This is a genomic window from Sinorhizobium sp. NG07B (assembly GCF_002532005.1).
Classification (GTDB): Bacteria; Pseudomonadota; Alphaproteobacteria; order Rhizobiales; family Rhizobiaceae; genus Sinorhizobium; species Sinorhizobium fredii_C.
The window spans coordinates 347137-362118 of record NZ_NWTD01000003.1; the positions used below are offsets into that span (position 1 = coordinate 347137).

Sequence of the window (14982 nt, forward strand, 5' to 3'; positions counted from 1 at the left end):
CGATGAGCGTCGCCAGGTTTTTCGACGAGATGTCATACGGCCCCGCACCCGAAGGCGATAGCGAAGCCCGGGCCTGGCTCGCCCGCCACAAGGGCGCGTTCGGCCATTTCATCAACGGCGGCTTCGTCGTGTCCGCATCAGGCAAGACGCTCGACAGCTTCGAGCCGGCGACGGGTGCGCTGCTGGCGAAGATCGCGCTCGGCGGCCGCGAGGACGTCAACGCCGCCGTGGCGGCAGCCCGCAAGGCGCAAGGCCCCTGGGCGAAGCTCTCCGGCCACGCCCGGGCCCGGCATCTCTATGCGCTGGCGCGGACGATCCAGCGTCACGCCCGGCTGATCGCCGTGGTCGAAGCGCTCGACAACGGCAAGCCCATCCGCGAAACGCGCGACATCGACATCCCGCTCGCCGCCCGCCACTTCTACCATCACGCGGGCTGGGCGCAGCTTCAGAAAACGGAGTTTGCCGATCAGGTGCCGGTCGGCGTCGTCGGTCAGGTCATTCCCTGGAACTTCCCGTTCCTGATGCTTGCCTGGAAAGTGGCGCCGGCGTTGGCGCTCGGCAACACGGTCATTCTGAAGCCAGCGGAGTTCACGCCGCTGACGGCGCTGCTTTTCGCCGAGCTTGCCTCGGCTGCCGGCCTGCCGCCGGGCGTGCTCAACGTGGTGACCGGCGAGGGCGAGACGGGTGCGCTGATCGTCGAGCACGACGACATCGACAAGATCGCCTTCACCGGCTCGACCGAAGTCGGCCGCCTGATCCGCGAAAAGACCGCAGGCACTGGCAAATCGCTGACGCTGGAGCTCGGCGGCAAGTCGCCCTTCATCGTCTTCGACGACGCCGATATCGACGGCGCGGTGGAAGGGGTCGTGGATGCCATCTGGTTCAATCAGGGCCAGGTCTGCTGCGCCGGCTCGCGGGTGCTCGTTCAGGAGGGCGTGGCGCCGCTGTTTCACGAACGGCTGAAGCGCCGCATGGGGACGCTCCGGGTCGGCCATCCGCTCGACAAGGCAATCGACATGGCGGCGATCGTCGCCCCGGTGCAATTGCAGCGGATCGAAAACCTCGTCAGCCAGGGCGTCACGGAAGGTGCCGCGCTGTACCAACCGCAGATCGAACTCCCCAAGGGGGGCAGCTTCTATCCGCCGACGCTGCTGACCGCGGTCCAGCCGACCTCCGTCGTCGCCACGGAGGAAATCTTTGGTCCGGTCGCCGTTTCGATGACCTTCCGCACGCCGGAAGAGGCGATCCAGCTTGCCAATCACAGCCGCTACGGCCTTGCTGCCAGCGTCTGGAGCGAGACGATCGGTCTCGCCCTGCATGTCGCCGCCAAGATTGCCGCCGGCGTCGTCTGGGTCAATGCCACCAATCTTTTCGACGCTTCGAGCGGCTTCGGCGGAAAACGCGAATCCGGCTTCGGCCGCGAAGGCGGCAGGGAAGGCTGCTACGAATATCTGAAGCCCAGGGCCTGGCTCGGCCGGAAGCTCCGCACGGAGATCGCGCCGCCGGTCCTCAAGGCCGCCGCCGGCGATTTCGCCATGCCGCAGCTCGACCGCACCGCCAAGCTCTTCATCGGCGGCAAGCAGGCGCGGCCGGATGGCAACTATTCTCGCGCGATCCTGACGCCGAAGGGCAAGGTCATCGGCGAAGTCGGCGAGGGCAATCGCAAGGATATCCGCAACGCCGTCGTCGCGGCACAATCGGCCTCAGCCTGGTCTTCGGCGACGACGCACAACCGCGCCCAGATCCTCTATTACATCGCCGAGAATCTGAGCGGCCGGGCGGCGGAATTTGCCGACCGCATCGTCGCCATGACCGGCGCGTCGGCGGCGAATGCGAAGGCTGAGGTGGAGGCCGCGATCGCCCGTCTCTTCAGCTATGGCGCCTGGGCCGACAAGTATGAGGGCGTCGTCCACCTGCCGCCTCTGCGTGGCGTCGCGCTCGCCATGCCCGAGCCGCAGGGCGTCGTCGGGGTGATCTGCCCGCCGGAGGCGCCGCTGCTCGGTTTCGTCAGTCTCGTTGCGCCGCTGATCGCCGTTGGCAATCGCGTCGTCGCCGTTCCGAGCGAGCCGCATCCGCTCGCCGCCACGGATTTCTATTCGGTGCTCGAGACGTCCGACGTTCCGGCCGGCGTCGTCAACATCGTCACCGGATCGGCGATGGAACTCGCCAAGACGCTGGCCGCCCACAACGACGTCGACGCGCTCTGGGCCTTCGGCACGGCGGAGCTGTCGACGCTCGTCGAGAAGCTCTCGGTCGGCAATCTGAAGCGCACCTTCGTCGATTACGGCAAGGCGATCGATTGGACAGATCGCTCGGCTGCCGAAGGGCCGGCCTTCCTGCGCCGCGCCGTCGACATCAAGAACATCTGGATCCCCTACGGCGAGTAGAGGGTCCGCGCATGCCACCTGGCGGAGGAGGCCGACCGGCGGTGTGTACAAGGCATTTGCATATGTGATCAGACCGCCAGCGGCGCCATGCCGCGGCGCGGCAGTCTAATTAATGGTTTGGAGGAGGACCGACATGCTCAAGAATATCGACCCGGCGCTCAATGCGGACGTGCTGCACGCGCTCCGATCGATGGGACACGCCGACACGCTGGTGATTTCCGATACCAATTTCCCCTCGGATGCCATCGCCCGGCAGACGACGCTCGGCAAATTGCTCCATATCGACAATGTTTCGGCCGCCCGCGCGGTGAGGGCAGTGCTCTCCGTGCTGCCGCTCGACACGCCGCTGCAGCCTTCGGTCGGCCGCATGGAAGTGATGGGCGCGCCGGAGGAGATCCCCGCCGTGCAGCGCGAAGTTCAGGCCGAGATCGATCGCGCCGAGGGTAAGCCGACGCCGATGTACGGCATCGAGCGCTTTGCCTTCTACGAGGAATCAAAGAAGGCCTACTGCGTCATCACCACCGGCGAGACGCGGTTCTACGGCTGCTTCCTCATCACCAAGGGGGTCATTCCGCCGGAAACAGCCTGAAACACCCGGCCGGCAGCTTTTTTGAGAGAGGAGGCTACGCATGAAGACGGGTGTTTCGATCCTCGGGATCTTCGTGGCCGACACGGCCTATCTGGCGTCGCGCATGCCCCGACTCGGCGAGACGATCACCGGCAGCGGCTTCTCCGTCGGTCCGGGCGGCAAGGGCTCGAACCAGGCGGTGGCGGCGGCGCGGGCCGGCAGTCAGGTCTCGTTCATTTCGAGGCTCGGGCGCGATACTTTCGGCGAGATGGCGCTGAAGACCTATGCCGAGGCAGGCGTGACGCCGAAGGTCCTGCAGATGGATGATCTGCCAACTGGCGCCGCCTTCATCTATGTCAATGACGAGAACGGTGAGAACGCCATCATCGTCTATCCCGGCGCCGCCGGCTCGATCGGCATCGAAGATGTGGAAGCGGCGCGTGGCACGATCGAGAATTCGCGCGTCTTCGTCACCCAGCTGGAACAACCGGCGGCGGCTGCAGAAAGAGCGCTCAAAATTGCCCATACCGCGGGCGTCACGACGGTGTTCAACCCGGCGCCGGCCGAGCCTTTTCCTGAAAGCATCTATCCGCTCTGCGACTACATCGTACCGAACGAAACGGAAGCGGCGGCACTTGTCGGCTTCGCGCTCCCGACGCCTGACGATGCCCGCCGCGCCGGCGATGTGCTGCTGAAGAAGGGGGCGAAAACGGCGCTGATCACGCTCGGCGAGCGTGGCGTGCTCTACCATGCCGACGGTCAGTCGGTGCTCGTGCCGGCGGTCGCCAGCGGTCCGGTGATCGACACCACCGGCGCAGGGGACGCATTCGTAGGCGGCTTTTCCGCGGCTCTGGCACGCGGGGTCTTGCCGGTCGAGGCGGTACGGTTCGGTTGCGCGACGGCCGGCATTGCGGTCACGCGCCGCGGAACGGCCCCGGCGATGCCGAAGCTCGAGGAGATCGAGGCGCTGCTGGCGCGCGGAGCGGCGGCATGACGCGCAACGACCCGATCAAGCATTTCTTCATCTGGCCGGCCCTGATCATCGTTCTGTTGATCTCGATTTTTCCGCTCGTCTATTCGCTGACGACGAGTTTCATGAGCATGCGGCTGGTGCCGCCGATGCCGGCCCGTTTCGTCGGCTTCGGCAACTATGCCGACCTGCTTTCCAATCCGCGCTTCTGGCATGTTGCCGGCACGACGACGCTGATCGCCTTCCTTTCCGTCGGGCTGCAATATGTGATCGGCCTTTCCGTGGCGCTGGCGCTGAATTCCCGCGTGCCGGGCGAGGGGATATTCCGCGTCGGCTTCCTGCTGCCGATGCTTGTGGCCCCGGTCGCCGTGGCGCTCGTCGCGCGCCAGATCCTCAACCCGACGATGGGGCCGCTGAACGAGTTCATGACGCTCTTCGGCTTTCCGAACCTCCCATTTCTGACGCGGACGGCCTGGGCGCTCGGCTCGATCATCGTCGTCGAGGTCTGGCAATGGACGCCGTTCGTCATCCTGATGTTGCTGGCCGGGCTGCAAACCTTGCCGGACGACGTCTACGAGGCCGCGGCGCTGGAGAACGCCACGCCTTGGCAGCAGTTCCGCGACATCACCTTTCCGATGCTGCTGCCGATCTCGACGGCCGTCGTCTTCATTCGCCTCATAGAAAGCTACAAGATCATGGACACGGTCTTCGTGATGACCGGCGGCGGACCGGGCGTCTCGACAGAGACATTGACGCTGTTCGCCTATCAGGAGGGGTTCAAGAAGTTCAATCTCGGCTACACATCAGCTCTGTCCTTCCTCTTCCTGATCTTCATCACGGTGATCGGCCTCGTCTACCTGGCCGTGCTAAAGCCCTATTTGGAGAAGCACAAATGAGCGTGCGCACCCTTCAGGGAAAGCGGCGTTGGCTGGCGCTCGGCGGCTGCCTGGTCTGGCTCGCCTTCACCTTGTTTCCACTCTATTGGGTGGCGATCACCTCGTTCAAGACGCCGATTGCCGTTGTTGGCGGGCCGACCTATCTGCCGTTCGTCGATTTCGAGCCGGTGCTGACGGCTTGGAACGAACTGCTCTCCGGCGAGCGCGGCGCCTTTTACAACACCTTCATCGCCTCGCTGATCGTCAGCCTGTCGGCTGCGGTGCTTGCAACCTTCATCGGCGCCATGGCGGCCTACGCGCTCGTGCGGTTCACCTTTCGATTTCGGCTGCTATCCGCCCTCATCTTCGTGGTGGTCGCCTTCGGCGGCTTTCTGCTCGGGCGGAACGTGCTCGGTTTCGGCCAAGGGATTTCGCTCATCTATTCCTTCATCGCCGCGCTCGCGCTCGCGGTGATCTCCAGCCGCTTTCGTCTGCCGGGGCCGGAACTTGGCAACAACGACATCGTCTTCTGGTTCGTAAGCCAGCGTATGTTTCCGCCGATCGTCGCCGCCTTCGCGCTCTATCTCATGTATACGGAAGTCGGAAAGCTCGGCTTCAAGCTCGTCGATAGCTATATCGGCCTGACCTTCGCCTATATCGCCTTCTCGCTGCCGATCGTCATCTGGCTGATGCGGGATTTCTTCGAAGCGCTTCCGATCGAGGTGGAAGAGGCGGCCATGGTAGACAACGTGCCGTCCTGGCGCATTTTCTTCGGCATCGTCTTGCCGATGTCGAAACCCGGCCTCATCGCGACCTTCATGATCACGCTTGCCTTCGTCTGGAACGAGTTCCTCTTCGCGCTCTTCCTGACGAGTTCGAAATGGCAGACGCTGCCGATCCTGGTCGCCGGACAAAACAGCCAGCGCGGCGACGAATGGTGGTCCATATCCGCTGCAGCACTCGTGGCGATCATCCCGATGATGATCATGGCAGGGATCTTGAGCAGGCTCATGCGGTCGGGCCTGCTTCTGGGAGCGATCAAGTGACCGCACGCATCTCCAGCTTCGCAAGGTTCACTCAGAGGGAGGAAAAAATGAGGAGACTTCTGCTTGCATCCACCGCCGCCGGTTTGCTGGCCGCGGCGGCCAACGGAACGGCCTTTGCCTGCGACCCGGACTTCAGCGGGGTGGAACTGACCGCCACGACCCAGACCGGCCCCTACATCGCTTCGGCGCTTCAGATCGCCGCGAAGGGCTGGGAGGAGAAAACCTGCGGCAAGGTGAAGGTCGTCGAGTTTCCCTGGTCCGAACTTTATCCGAAGATCGTGACCTCGCTGACCTCCGGCGAGGACGCCTTCGACGTCATCGCCTTTGCACCGGCATGGGCGCCGGATTTCACCGACTTCCTCGCCGAAATGCCGGCTGAGATGCGGCAGGGTGCGGCGTGGGAAGATATCGCGCCGGTCTATCGCGAACAATTGATGGTATGGAACGGCAAGGTCCTGTCGCAGACCATGGACGGCGACGCTCATACCTATACCTATCGCATCGATCTCTTCGAGCATCCGGACAACCAGAAGGCGTTCAAGGAGAAATACGGCTACGACCTGGCGCCGGCCAAGACCTGGAAAGAGTATCTCGACATCGCCGAGTTCTTCAATCAACCGGCGAACAACCTCTGGGGTACCGCAGAAGCCTTCCGCCGTGGCGGCCAGCAGTTCTGGTTCCTCTTCAGCCATGTGGCCGGCTATACGAGCCATCCCGACAATCCGGGCGGCATGTTCTTCGATCCGGACACGATGGACGCGCAGGTCAATAATCCCGGCTGGGTCCGCGGCCTCGAGGAATATATCCGCGCCTCCAAGCTTGCGCCGCCGAATGCGCTCAACTTCTCCTTCGGTGAAGTGAACGCCGCCTTTGCCGGCGGACAGGTGGCAGAGTCGATTGGCTGGGGCGACACGGGTGTTATCGCCGCCGACCCGAAGCAGTCGAAGGTCGCCGGCAAGGTGGGCTCGGCGCCGCTGCCCGGAGTAGACGAGATCTATAACTACAAGACGAAGAAGTGGGACAAGTTCGATCAGGTCGTGCAGACCTCCTTCATGGCCTTCGGTGGCTGGCAGGCAGCCGTGCCGAGTTCGTCCACGAAGCAGGAGGCCGCCTGGAACTATATCCAGTATCTGACGAGCCCCGAGGTCTCGGCGCAGGCGGCGATTACCGGCGGCACGGGGGTCAATCCGTATCGCCTTTCGCACACCACCAATCTCGAACTCTGGTCGAAGATTTTCTCGGATCGTGAGGCGAAGGAATATCTCGGCGCCCAAAAGGAAGCGGTCACCGCCAAGAACATCGCGCTCGACATGCGTCTGCCCGGTTACTTCTCCTATACGGAGGTGCTCGAGATCGAACTCTCCAAGGCCCTTGCAGGCGAGGTGACGCCGCAGCAGGCACTCGATACGGTGGCCGAGCAATGGAACAAGCTGACGGACGAGTTCGGCCGCGACAAGCAACTTGCTGCCTATCGCTCGTCGATGGGCCTCCCACAGAAATAAGGATAGGTGCCCGCTCCGGTTCCGGAGCGGGCACCGCACGGGGGCTGGCAGTCGGCGCCCCTCTTTCGCAGTGCGTTCCCCGGCTTTGGGCATGGGGTCTCGAGAAAGGCATTCGAATGTCGCAGGTCCGCCTGGAACAAGTCACCAAATCCTTCGGCAGCGTTACCGTCATCCCGCCGCTCGATCTGTCGATCGCCGACCGCGAGTTCGTCGTTCTCGTTGGCCCCTCCGGCTGCGGCAAGACGACGACGCTCCGAATGATCGCCGGGCTGGAGACCGCGTCTTCCGGCACGATCCGGATCGGTGAACGCGATGTCACGGATATTAGGCCCGGCTTGCGCAACTGTTCGATGGTGTTCCAGAACTACGCCCTCTATCCGCACATGACGGTCGCCGAGAACATCGGCTACGGCATGAAGGTTCGCGGCACGCCGAAGGCCGAGATCGAAAAATCCGTGGCGGAAGCCGCCCGTATCCTGAATCTCGGCGCCTATCTCAGCCGCAAGCCCAGCGCGCTCTCCGGCGGCCAGAGGCAGCGTGTGGCGATCGGCCGCGCGATCGTCCGTCAGCCGGACGTCTTCCTTTTCGACGAGCCGCTGTCGAACCTCGACGCGAAACTCCGGATCGAAATGCGCACCGAGATCAAGCTTCTGCACCGGCGGCTGCAGACCACGGCCGTTTATGTGACGCACGATCAGGTCGAGGCCATGACCATGGCGGACCGCGTCGTGGTGATGAACCAGGGGCGCATCGAACAGGCTGCCGATCCGATCACGCTTTATGAAGCGCCGGCCAATCTCTTTGTTGCCGCCTTCATCGGCGCGCCGAGCATGAATTTTATAGACGGCATTGTCGAACGCGGCGAAGCGGGGCTCTCGTTCCGAGCGCCTGGCCACGTCGCCTTTCCGCTTCCGGAAAACCTGGCCATGAGGCTTGCTCCCCATATCGGCGAGGCGGTTGTGCTTGGCATCCGCCCCGAGCACACGATTGCGACCGATGCGGCTTTTCCGAAGATCAAGCTGCAGGTGCGCGATATCGAACCGCTCGGTCCCCACACGCTGGTGATCGGAAGAGTAGGATCGGCCTCGTTCACCGCCCAGGTGCACGCCGCGGCGCGTATCGCACCGGACGACGTGATCGAAGTTCCGATCGACATGGCGAAGGTTCATTTCTTCCTGAAGAACACCGGAGAAGCTGTCGGGCGGTGAAGGTCGCTCGCCCCGGCACGGCCGCGCAGCCAGGGCTGATCCTGAAATCGACTTTGATCTCCATGGCCGAATCCCGAAATAGCTGGAATATTGTCTTCTCAGCAGATGGATGAGGAAGCCCGATGGCCGAGCTCAGAGTGAAGACGAGGCAGACCGGCGCGGGCGCGACCGTCGGGCGAACGGGTTCCCCGCATGTGACCTCGGTGACCGGCGGTGCGCTCGACATCGTCACGAGCCCGTCGCCGGCTGGGTTCGGCCCGCTCGACCTTCTCTACGCTTCGCTTGCCAGTTGCCTGGTGCTCAGCGCTCGGATCGCTGCAAGTCGTTTCGGCTTGCTCGACAGGCTCGTGGAAATATCGGCCAACGTGACCGGCGCAAAGGCGCAGGACGAACCGTCGCGCGTGGCACGCTTCGATATCGAATTCGTCATCCGCGGCGATATCGACGACGCAATGCGCCACGCAATCGCCGAAGCGGCGGAAGTGGAAATCTGCACGGTCAGCAATACGCTGCGCGGCAATCCTGAATTCGTCAGCCGGATTTCCGGATAACTGAGAGGGGTAGAGTTTCTCGATGACATCGCGTCCGGTCTATCACTTCAACTCGATCATCGCCCGGGAACCGGCGAATTCCGTTGTCTGCGGATTGCGGGCGCAGGACCGCGGCAGCCCAAGCTATGCGGGCGTCAAGGCCGAACACGACGCCTATCTGGCGGCGATGCGCGAGGCCGGCGTCGAGGCGACGGTACTGCCGCCGCTGGAGGCCTTCCCGGATTCGATCTTCGTCGAAGACCCGGCGCTGGTCTTCACCGAGGGCGCGATCGTTCTGCGCCCGGGTGCCGCCACGCGTGTTCGGGAAACCGAAGAGATCGCGCCGACGCTCCGCGACCTGTTCGACACCGTCCTCGATCTGCCGGCAGGCTATGCCGATGGCGGCGACGTTCTCACGACCCAGGAAAGCGTTATGATCGGTCTTTCTGCCCGCACCGACAAAGCGGGGGCCGAGGCATTGCGGGCTTGCTTGGACAAGCTCGGCCGCAAGAGCGAGATTGTTGAAACGCCGGAGGGCGTCCTCCACTTCAAGACCGATTGCTCGCTGCTCGACGAGGAAACGGTGCTCTCCACCAGCCGCCTGGCGCGCTCGGGCGCCTTCAAGAAACTCCGGCAGATGCTCATTCCCGAAGGCGAGGAACCAGCCGCCAATGCACTTCGCGTCAACGATGTGGTGATGGTCGGCGCCGATTTTCCGCGTACGATCGAGATGCTCGAAAAGGCCGGCTATAAGGTGGTGCCGTTGAAAACGACGGAGATTGGGAAGATCGACGCCGGGCTTTCCTGCATGTCGCTGCGGTGGTTCAGCCGTGGAAGGTGAACGCGTGGCGCACAGGCGACGAGCGTTGCCGATGGCGCCAGCCTTGCCAAATTGTCCGGTTGAGCCCGCTCTGCTATTATTTTAGCGTCAGCTAATGCGGTTAGACACAGCCGCGGGCCGATAGCATGAAACCATGAACACGATCCGGGAGAACGGCCATGAAACGGCTTCTGACGGCTGCTGCCTTTTTGGCGGCGAGCAGTTTGGTCGCAGGGCAGGGCGCAGCCGCCGACGACGCTGCGCTGATCAAGAGCGCCGAATCCGCAGCGCCCGCTGCGGTCGCAAGCGGCGCTGCCATCCATGCCATGGATGAGAAGGGCACGATGCGCACCTTGAGGGAGGGCACGAACGGTTTCTGGTGCATGCCGGACAACCCGGTCACGCCCGGCCCCGACCCGATGTGCGGCGATGCCAATGCGATGGAATGGGCGATGGCATGGATCGGCAAAAAGGAGCCGCCCAAAGGCAAGGTGGGCTTCATGTACATGCTGGCCGGCGGCACCGACGCGAGCAATACCGATCCCTATGCGACGAAGCCCGAAGAGGGCAACAACTGGGTGCAGACCGGGCCGCATGTCATGATCGTCAACGCGACGGACATGATGCGAGGCTATCCGACGGATCCCAAGCCCGACACGACGATGCCCTATGTCATGTGGGCGGGCACGCCCTATGCCCACCTGATGATCCCGGTAAAATAGCGATGGCCAGAAATCGCGGGCGCGAACGGGCGCCCGCAAATGGCGGCCCTGACAGTCAGCTGCTCGTGCTATTTTCGATCGAGAATGTTGGCTCCGAATTTGGCTCAGTCGACTTGTTCCGCATGGCTGAAAGCGTGCTCAAAGCGAGTTCGTCTGAGCGACGCGCTACAGCACTTTGAATTGCTGCATGTCTTCCTCTTTAATCGACGCCGATTTAAGAAGAAATGCAGTAGGCACCCTGCGATCCTACAGTATTGAAGAACACGCCCGGATTGAACCATACTCGCGGAACAAGCAGAACGCATGCTCCGTTTATTGCGAGCCCGAGGGCATCATGAACGCAGTTCGGTCGAGCGATAAGCCTCCGTGTCGATGCGCACGCGAGGCTTCGCTATGTTAAACGAATCCTGTTGCGGAGCCTCCCATGGAAGACTTCCTACTGTTCGCGGCGGTCGGGTTTCTGGCTCAGGCTGTCGATGGTGCTCTTGGAATGGCCTATGGCGTGATCTCGTCGACGGTGCTCCTCGCCTTCGGCGTGCCGCCGGCACAAGCCTCGGCATCGGCCCATGCCGCGGAACTGTTCACCACCGCCGCCTCCGGCTCCGCCCATCTCTATCACCGCAACATCGACTGGAAACTGTTCCGGCGCCTCGTGCCCTTCGGCGTCGGGGGCGGCATCCTCGGCGCCTTCGTCCTCACTTCGTTCGACGGCGACCAGGTCAAGCCCTTCGTCACAGCCTATCTCGCCATCATCGGGAGCTGGCTGTTGTACCGGTCTTTTCATCGTATTCCGACGAACCCGGTGAAAATGCGAATCGTTGCGCCGCTCGGCGCAACTGCCGGCTTCCTCGATGCGGCCGGTGGCGGCGGCTGGGGTCCCGTTGCGACGACCGGCCTGCTCGGCGCCGGCGGACAGCCGCGCTTCGTCATCGGCACCGTCAATGCGAGCGAGTTTCTGATTGCGCTTTCGGTCTCGCTGAGCTTCCTCGCCATGATCGTAACCGGCCACTGGGAGGAAGCAGGCCATTTCCGCGACTATCTGGCATCGATTGGCGGTCTGATCGCCGGAGGCGTCCTGGCGGCGCCGCTGGCCGGTTGGATGGTCAAGGCGCTGAAGGAGAAGACACTCCTGCGGCTTGTCGGAATTCTGATCACCCTGCTGGCCGGCTACCAGACGCTCCAACTGACTGGAGTGCTCTAAAATTCTTGCGCTACGTCGCGGGCGAAAGATCGCCGAATACGGTGGGGATCAGTTCCGACACGGTCGGGTGGATATGCATGGCGCGGCTGATCGTGGTGTAGGGCCGCTTCGCATACATGACGTCGAGGATGCTCTGGATGGCCTCGTCGCCGCCTGTGCCGAGGATCGAGGCGCCGAGGATGTCCTTCGTGTCGGCGTCGACAATGACTTTCATGAATCCCTGCGTCTCGCCCTTCTCGACGGCACGGCCGACGCGGGTCATCGGCCGGGTGCCGATCAGCAGCTTGCGGCCGGTCCGGCGCGCCTCGGTTTCGGTCATGCCGGCCCGGCCGAGCGGCGGATCGATGTAGAGCGCATAGGTCTGAATGCGGTCGCTGACCAGGCGCGGGTCATTGTCGATGAGGTTCGCGGCGACGATCTCGAAATCGTTGTAGGATGTATGAGTGAAGGCGCCGCGTCCGTTGCAGTCGCCCAGCGCGAAAATATGCGGCACATTGGTGCGCAGCATGTCGTCGACCTCGATGTATCCGCGTGCGTCGGTCGCAACACCCGCCTTGTCGAGGTCGAGATCGTCCGTGTTCGGGCGGCGGCCGGTGGCAAGCAGCACGTCGGAGCCGACGACTTGCGGGGCGCCCGACGTGCAGTCGACCCCGGCGGCAATGCCATCGGCGTGCCTGGCGAAGCGGATGCATTCGGCGTTGAGGCGGATGTGGATTCCCTCCTGTTCGAGGATGGCGCGGATCGCATCCGAGACGTCCCGATCCTCGCGCGCAATCAGGCGAGGGCCCTTCTCGATGACGGTGACTTCGGAGCCGAAGCGGCGGAACATCTGTGCGAATTCAAGACCGATATAGCTGCCGCCGATGATGATGAGATGCCGGGGCAGGTGGGCCAGCTCCATGATCGAGCTGTTGGTGAGATAGGGGACCTCGTCGACGCCCGGAAAATCCGGGATAGCGGCGCGTCCGCCGACATTGAGGAAGATCTGCTCTCCGGAAATCCGCTCCTCGCCGATGCGGATCTCGGTTGGGCCTTCGAAGCGCGCATGACCTTCCAGCACCGTGCAGTTCTTCATGCCTTTGAGCCAGGATTCGATTCCCGATCGCGACTCGAGCCGGATTTTTTCCTTTCGCGCCATGACCCGGGCGAAATCGACCGAAACAGGACCGGTCGTCATGCCGTATTCGGCACCGCGGCGCGCCGTGTGGATCGCATAGGCGCTCGCGACCATCGCCTTGGTCGGCATGCAGCCGGTGTTGACACAGGTGCCGCCGAAAAGCTTGCGCTCGATGAGCGCCACGGTCTTGCCGGCCTCCGTCAATCGGCCGGCAAGCGACGGACCGGCCTGACCGGCGCCGATGATGATCGCATCGAATTGCCTGCTCATGACGACACCACCCAAAAGGCCAGCAGAATTGCGGCGAGATCTTCGAGAAGGGCGATCGGCAGGTCCTTGCCGCCGGTCATCGCGACGAGCCGCTTGCGCGCTTGATAACCGCCGAGCGTTCCGATGATCGCACCGATAACGCCGGCGATGGCACCGCCGGCCAAGGAGCCGCTTGCCGTGCCGATGACCGCGCCGCAAAAGCCGCCGCTGACAATGCGGGCGCCGAACTGCTGCGGCACCGTGCGGCTCGGCGTGCCCGGCAGCTGGTCGGTGACATATTCGACGAGCGCCAGCAGGCCGAAGATATAAGGCGTGAAGCGGTAGCCCATGAAGGCCGCCCAGGTGCTGGCAATCGGCAGCCAGCCGGCCGCGGCGGCGATGCTGACGGCAGCTGGCGCGGTCATCGCCCGCAACCCTGCGACGACGCCGATGAGAAGCGCTAGCACATAGACGGTCATCACATCCCCCGACTGTTTTCTCAAGGACCGCTGCGGCCGGTGCGGAAATGCCGTTGCCTCAGGCCGACCGGGCTCATGCTGGCATTCTGGAATGACGAAAGTGGCGATCAGCCGTCACCGGGTACGGAGAACTGCTGCTGTAAGGGAGGCCTCGCGTAAGAGTGACCGACTTCGCCATCGATTGCAACCTGTTAGTACGTGTTCTGACCTCAGTCGACCCGAAGCTCAACCGCAAGTACTAAAGGGTCGTTGCCCTGTTCTTTGCGGAACCCTGACATATATGGATGCTCTAACCGGACGCAGCGGAGAGCCGTGGCGGCTGCGATCAATTGAGGGAGACAATCATGCGCCTGACCCTGATGAACACAGTTATCGGCACCGCTCTAGCCCTTGCTCTGAGTACCGCCGCGGCCAAGGCCGACGTCGTGGTTTCCTCCAAGATAGACACGGAGGGCGGCGTTCTCGGAAACATCATTCTCGCCGTGTTGAATGCCAACGACATCAAGACCACCGACCGGGTCCAACTCGGCGCTACGCCTGTTGTCCGCAAGGCGATCACGGCCGGCGAAATCGACATCTATCCCGAATATACCGGCAACGCCGCGTTCTTCTTCGAGAAGGCAGACGATCCCGCCTGGAAGGATGCGGCCAAAGGCTATGAACTGGCAAAGAAGCTTGACTACGATGCCAACAAGATCGTCTGGCTGACACCGTCGCCGGCCAACAACACCTGGGCGATCGCATTGCGCAAGGAGGTGGTCGAGAAGAACAGCCTCAAGACGCTTTCCGACTTCGGCAAATATGTCAGCGACGGCGGCGAGGTCATCCTGGCGGCGTCCTCCGAGTTCGTGAACTCCGCGGCTGCCTTGCCGGCATTCCAGACCGCCTACGCCTTCACGCTGAAGCCGGAGCAATTGATCACGCTGTCGGGCGGCGATACGGCAGCGACCATCGCCGCGGCCGCCAACCAGACGAACGGCGCCAATGCGGCGATGGTCTATGGTACCGATGGCGGCATTGCGCCCTCCGGCCTGGTCGTCCTCGAGGACGACAAGAACGTGCAGCCGGTCTATCAGCCGACGCCGATCATCCGGGAGGCCATCTTGAAGGAAAATCCCAATATCGAGACGCTTTTGAAGCCCGTCTTCGAGAAGCTCGATCTCGTGACGCTGCAGGAACTGAACGGCCGCGTGCAGGTGGGCGGCGAACCGGCGAAGGCGGTCGCCGAGGATTTTCTGAAGAAGAACGGCTTCCTGAAGTAGGCTGATGTACGGGGGGTTGTCCGATGCTGGATCGGAAACCCCCGCG

14 protein-coding genes are annotated in these 14982 nt (G+C 63.1%); 12 read left to right on the forward strand and 2 right to left on the reverse strand.

Translation table 11 applies throughout. From position 1 onward, the window contains the following. Window positions 1-2: 2 nt before the first annotated feature. From CO664_RS11590 to CO664_RS11640, 11 genes are all read left to right on the forward strand, one after another. Window positions 3-2387 carry an aldehyde dehydrogenase family protein gene (locus CO664_RS11590; RefSeq protein WP_097538825.1) on the forward strand — a complete coding sequence of 795 codons (2385 nt, stop codon included), beginning with the start codon at window positions 3-5 and terminating at the stop codon, window positions 2385-2387. Between the two features lie 133 nt (window positions 2388-2520). Beyond that, the gene (locus CO664_RS11595; protein ID WP_097538826.1) at window positions 2521-2976 is read left to right on the forward strand and encodes an RbsD/FucU family protein; all 456 of its coding nucleotides are present in this window, start codon (window positions 2521-2523) and stop codon (window positions 2974-2976) included. 40 nt (window positions 2977-3016) lie between these two features. Beyond that, window positions 3017-3949: a ribokinase gene (gene rbsK / locus CO664_RS11600; protein WP_037417050.1), complete on the forward strand. Its 933-nt coding sequence runs from the start codon at window positions 3017-3019 to the stop codon at window positions 3947-3949. Then, window positions 3946-4821 carry a sugar ABC transporter permease gene (locus CO664_RS11605; RefSeq protein ID WP_095678078.1) on the forward strand — a complete coding sequence of 292 codons (876 nt, stop codon included), beginning with the start codon at window positions 3946-3948 and terminating at the stop codon, window positions 4819-4821. Before rbsK ends, CO664_RS11605 begins: the two co-directional genes overlap by 4 nt. Continuing rightward, window positions 4818-5846 (forward strand): carbohydrate ABC transporter permease, encoded by a 1029-nt coding sequence (locus CO664_RS11610; protein ID WP_037417068.1) that lies wholly within the window; start codon window positions 4818-4820, stop codon window positions 5844-5846. The genes CO664_RS11605 and CO664_RS11610 overlap by 4 nt, the downstream gene beginning before the upstream one ends. 47 nt (window positions 5847-5893) lie before the next feature. Beyond that, complete coding sequence (locus CO664_RS11615) at window positions 5894-7348, forward strand: extracellular solute-binding protein (protein ID WP_097538827.1); 1455 nt, start codon at window positions 5894-5896, stop codon at window positions 7346-7348. A gap of 116 nt (window positions 7349-7464) precedes the next feature. Further along, window positions 7465-8556 carry a sn-glycerol-3-phosphate ABC transporter ATP-binding protein UgpC gene (ugpC, locus tag CO664_RS11620; protein ID WP_097538828.1) on the forward strand — a complete coding sequence of 364 codons (1092 nt, stop codon included), beginning with the start codon at window positions 7465-7467 and terminating at the stop codon, window positions 8554-8556. A gap of 122 nt (window positions 8557-8678) precedes the next feature. After that, complete coding sequence (locus CO664_RS11625) at window positions 8679-9107, forward strand: OsmC family protein (protein WP_097524584.1); 429 nt, start codon at window positions 8679-8681, stop codon at window positions 9105-9107. Window positions 9108-9129: 22 nt separating this feature from the next. Beyond that, window positions 9130-9927: an arginine deiminase family protein gene (locus CO664_RS11630; protein WP_097538829.1), complete on the forward strand. Its 798-nt coding sequence runs from the start codon at window positions 9130-9132 to the stop codon at window positions 9925-9927. Window positions 9928-10085: 158 nt separating this feature from the next. Next, window positions 10086-10628: a hypothetical protein gene (locus tag CO664_RS11635; protein ID WP_097538830.1), complete on the forward strand. Its 543-nt coding sequence runs from the start codon at window positions 10086-10088 to the stop codon at window positions 10626-10628. Window positions 10629-11052: 424 nt separating this feature from the next. Next, the gene (locus CO664_RS11640; protein WP_037417080.1) at window positions 11053-11829 is read left to right on the forward strand and encodes a sulfite exporter TauE/SafE family protein; all 777 of its coding nucleotides are present in this window, start codon (window positions 11053-11055) and stop codon (window positions 11827-11829) included. A gap of 10 nt (window positions 11830-11839) precedes the next feature. On the opposite strand, the gene CO664_RS11645 is transcribed toward CO664_RS11640, so the two are convergent. Continuing rightward, window positions 11840-13216 carry an FAD-containing oxidoreductase gene (locus CO664_RS11645; protein ID WP_097538831.1) on the reverse strand — a complete coding sequence of 459 codons (1377 nt, stop codon included), beginning with the start codon at window positions 13214-13216 and terminating at the stop codon, window positions 11840-11842. Continuing rightward, window positions 13213-13674, reverse strand: a complete 462-nt coding sequence (locus CO664_RS11650; protein WP_037417084.1) for a membrane protein — start codon at window positions 13672-13674, stop codon at window positions 13213-13215. The genes CO664_RS11645 and CO664_RS11650 overlap by 4 nt, the downstream gene beginning before the upstream one ends. Window positions 13675-14018: 344 nt before the next feature. On the opposite strand from CO664_RS11650, the gene CO664_RS11655 reads away from it, so the two are divergent. Continuing rightward, window positions 14019-14936 carry an ABC transporter substrate-binding protein gene (locus tag CO664_RS11655; protein ID WP_097538832.1) on the forward strand — a complete coding sequence of 306 codons (918 nt, stop codon included), beginning with the start codon at window positions 14019-14021 and terminating at the stop codon, window positions 14934-14936. Window positions 14937-14982: the final 46 nt, after the last annotated feature.

What these genes read in the sequence shown, in the direction of transcription:
- CO664_RS11590 (WP_097538825.1), top strand. Translation starts at nt 3, where the DNA reads ATGAGCGTCGCCAGGTTTTTCGACGAGATGTCATACGGCCCCGCACCC.
- CO664_RS11595 (WP_097538826.1), top strand. Translation starts at nt 2,521, where the DNA reads ATGCTCAAGAATATCGACCCGGCGCTCAATGCGGACGTGCTGCACGCG.
- rbsK (WP_037417050.1), top strand. Translation starts at nt 3,017, where the DNA reads ATGAAGACGGGTGTTTCGATCCTCGGGATCTTCGTGGCCGACACGGCC.
- CO664_RS11605 (WP_095678078.1), top strand. Translation starts at nt 3,946, where the DNA reads ATGACGCGCAACGACCCGATCAAGCATTTCTTCATCTGGCCGGCCCTG.
- CO664_RS11610 (WP_037417068.1), top strand. Translation starts at nt 4,818, where the DNA reads ATGAGCGTGCGCACCCTTCAGGGAAAGCGGCGTTGGCTGGCGCTCGGC.
- CO664_RS11615 (WP_097538827.1), top strand. Translation starts at nt 5,894, where the DNA reads ATGAGGAGACTTCTGCTTGCATCCACCGCCGCCGGTTTGCTGGCCGCG.
- ugpC (WP_097538828.1), top strand. Translation starts at nt 7,465, where the DNA reads ATGTCGCAGGTCCGCCTGGAACAAGTCACCAAATCCTTCGGCAGCGTT.
- CO664_RS11625 (WP_097524584.1), top strand. Translation starts at nt 8,679, where the DNA reads ATGGCCGAGCTCAGAGTGAAGACGAGGCAGACCGGCGCGGGCGCGACC.
- CO664_RS11630 (WP_097538829.1), top strand. Translation starts at nt 9,130, where the DNA reads ATGACATCGCGTCCGGTCTATCACTTCAACTCGATCATCGCCCGGGAA.
- CO664_RS11635 (WP_097538830.1), top strand. Translation starts at nt 10,086, where the DNA reads ATGAAACGGCTTCTGACGGCTGCTGCCTTTTTGGCGGCGAGCAGTTTG.
- CO664_RS11640 (WP_037417080.1), top strand. Translation starts at nt 11,053, where the DNA reads ATGGAAGACTTCCTACTGTTCGCGGCGGTCGGGTTTCTGGCTCAGGCT.
- CO664_RS11645 (WP_097538831.1), bottom strand. Translation starts at nt 13,216, where the DNA reads ATGAGCAGGCAATTCGATGCGATCATCATCGGCGCCGGTCAGGCCGGT.
- CO664_RS11650 (WP_037417084.1), bottom strand. Translation starts at nt 13,674, where the DNA reads ATGACCGTCTATGTGCTAGCGCTTCTCATCGGCGTCGTCGCAGGGTTG.
- CO664_RS11655 (WP_097538832.1), top strand. Translation starts at nt 14,019, where the DNA reads ATGCGCCTGACCCTGATGAACACAGTTATCGGCACCGCTCTAGCCCTT.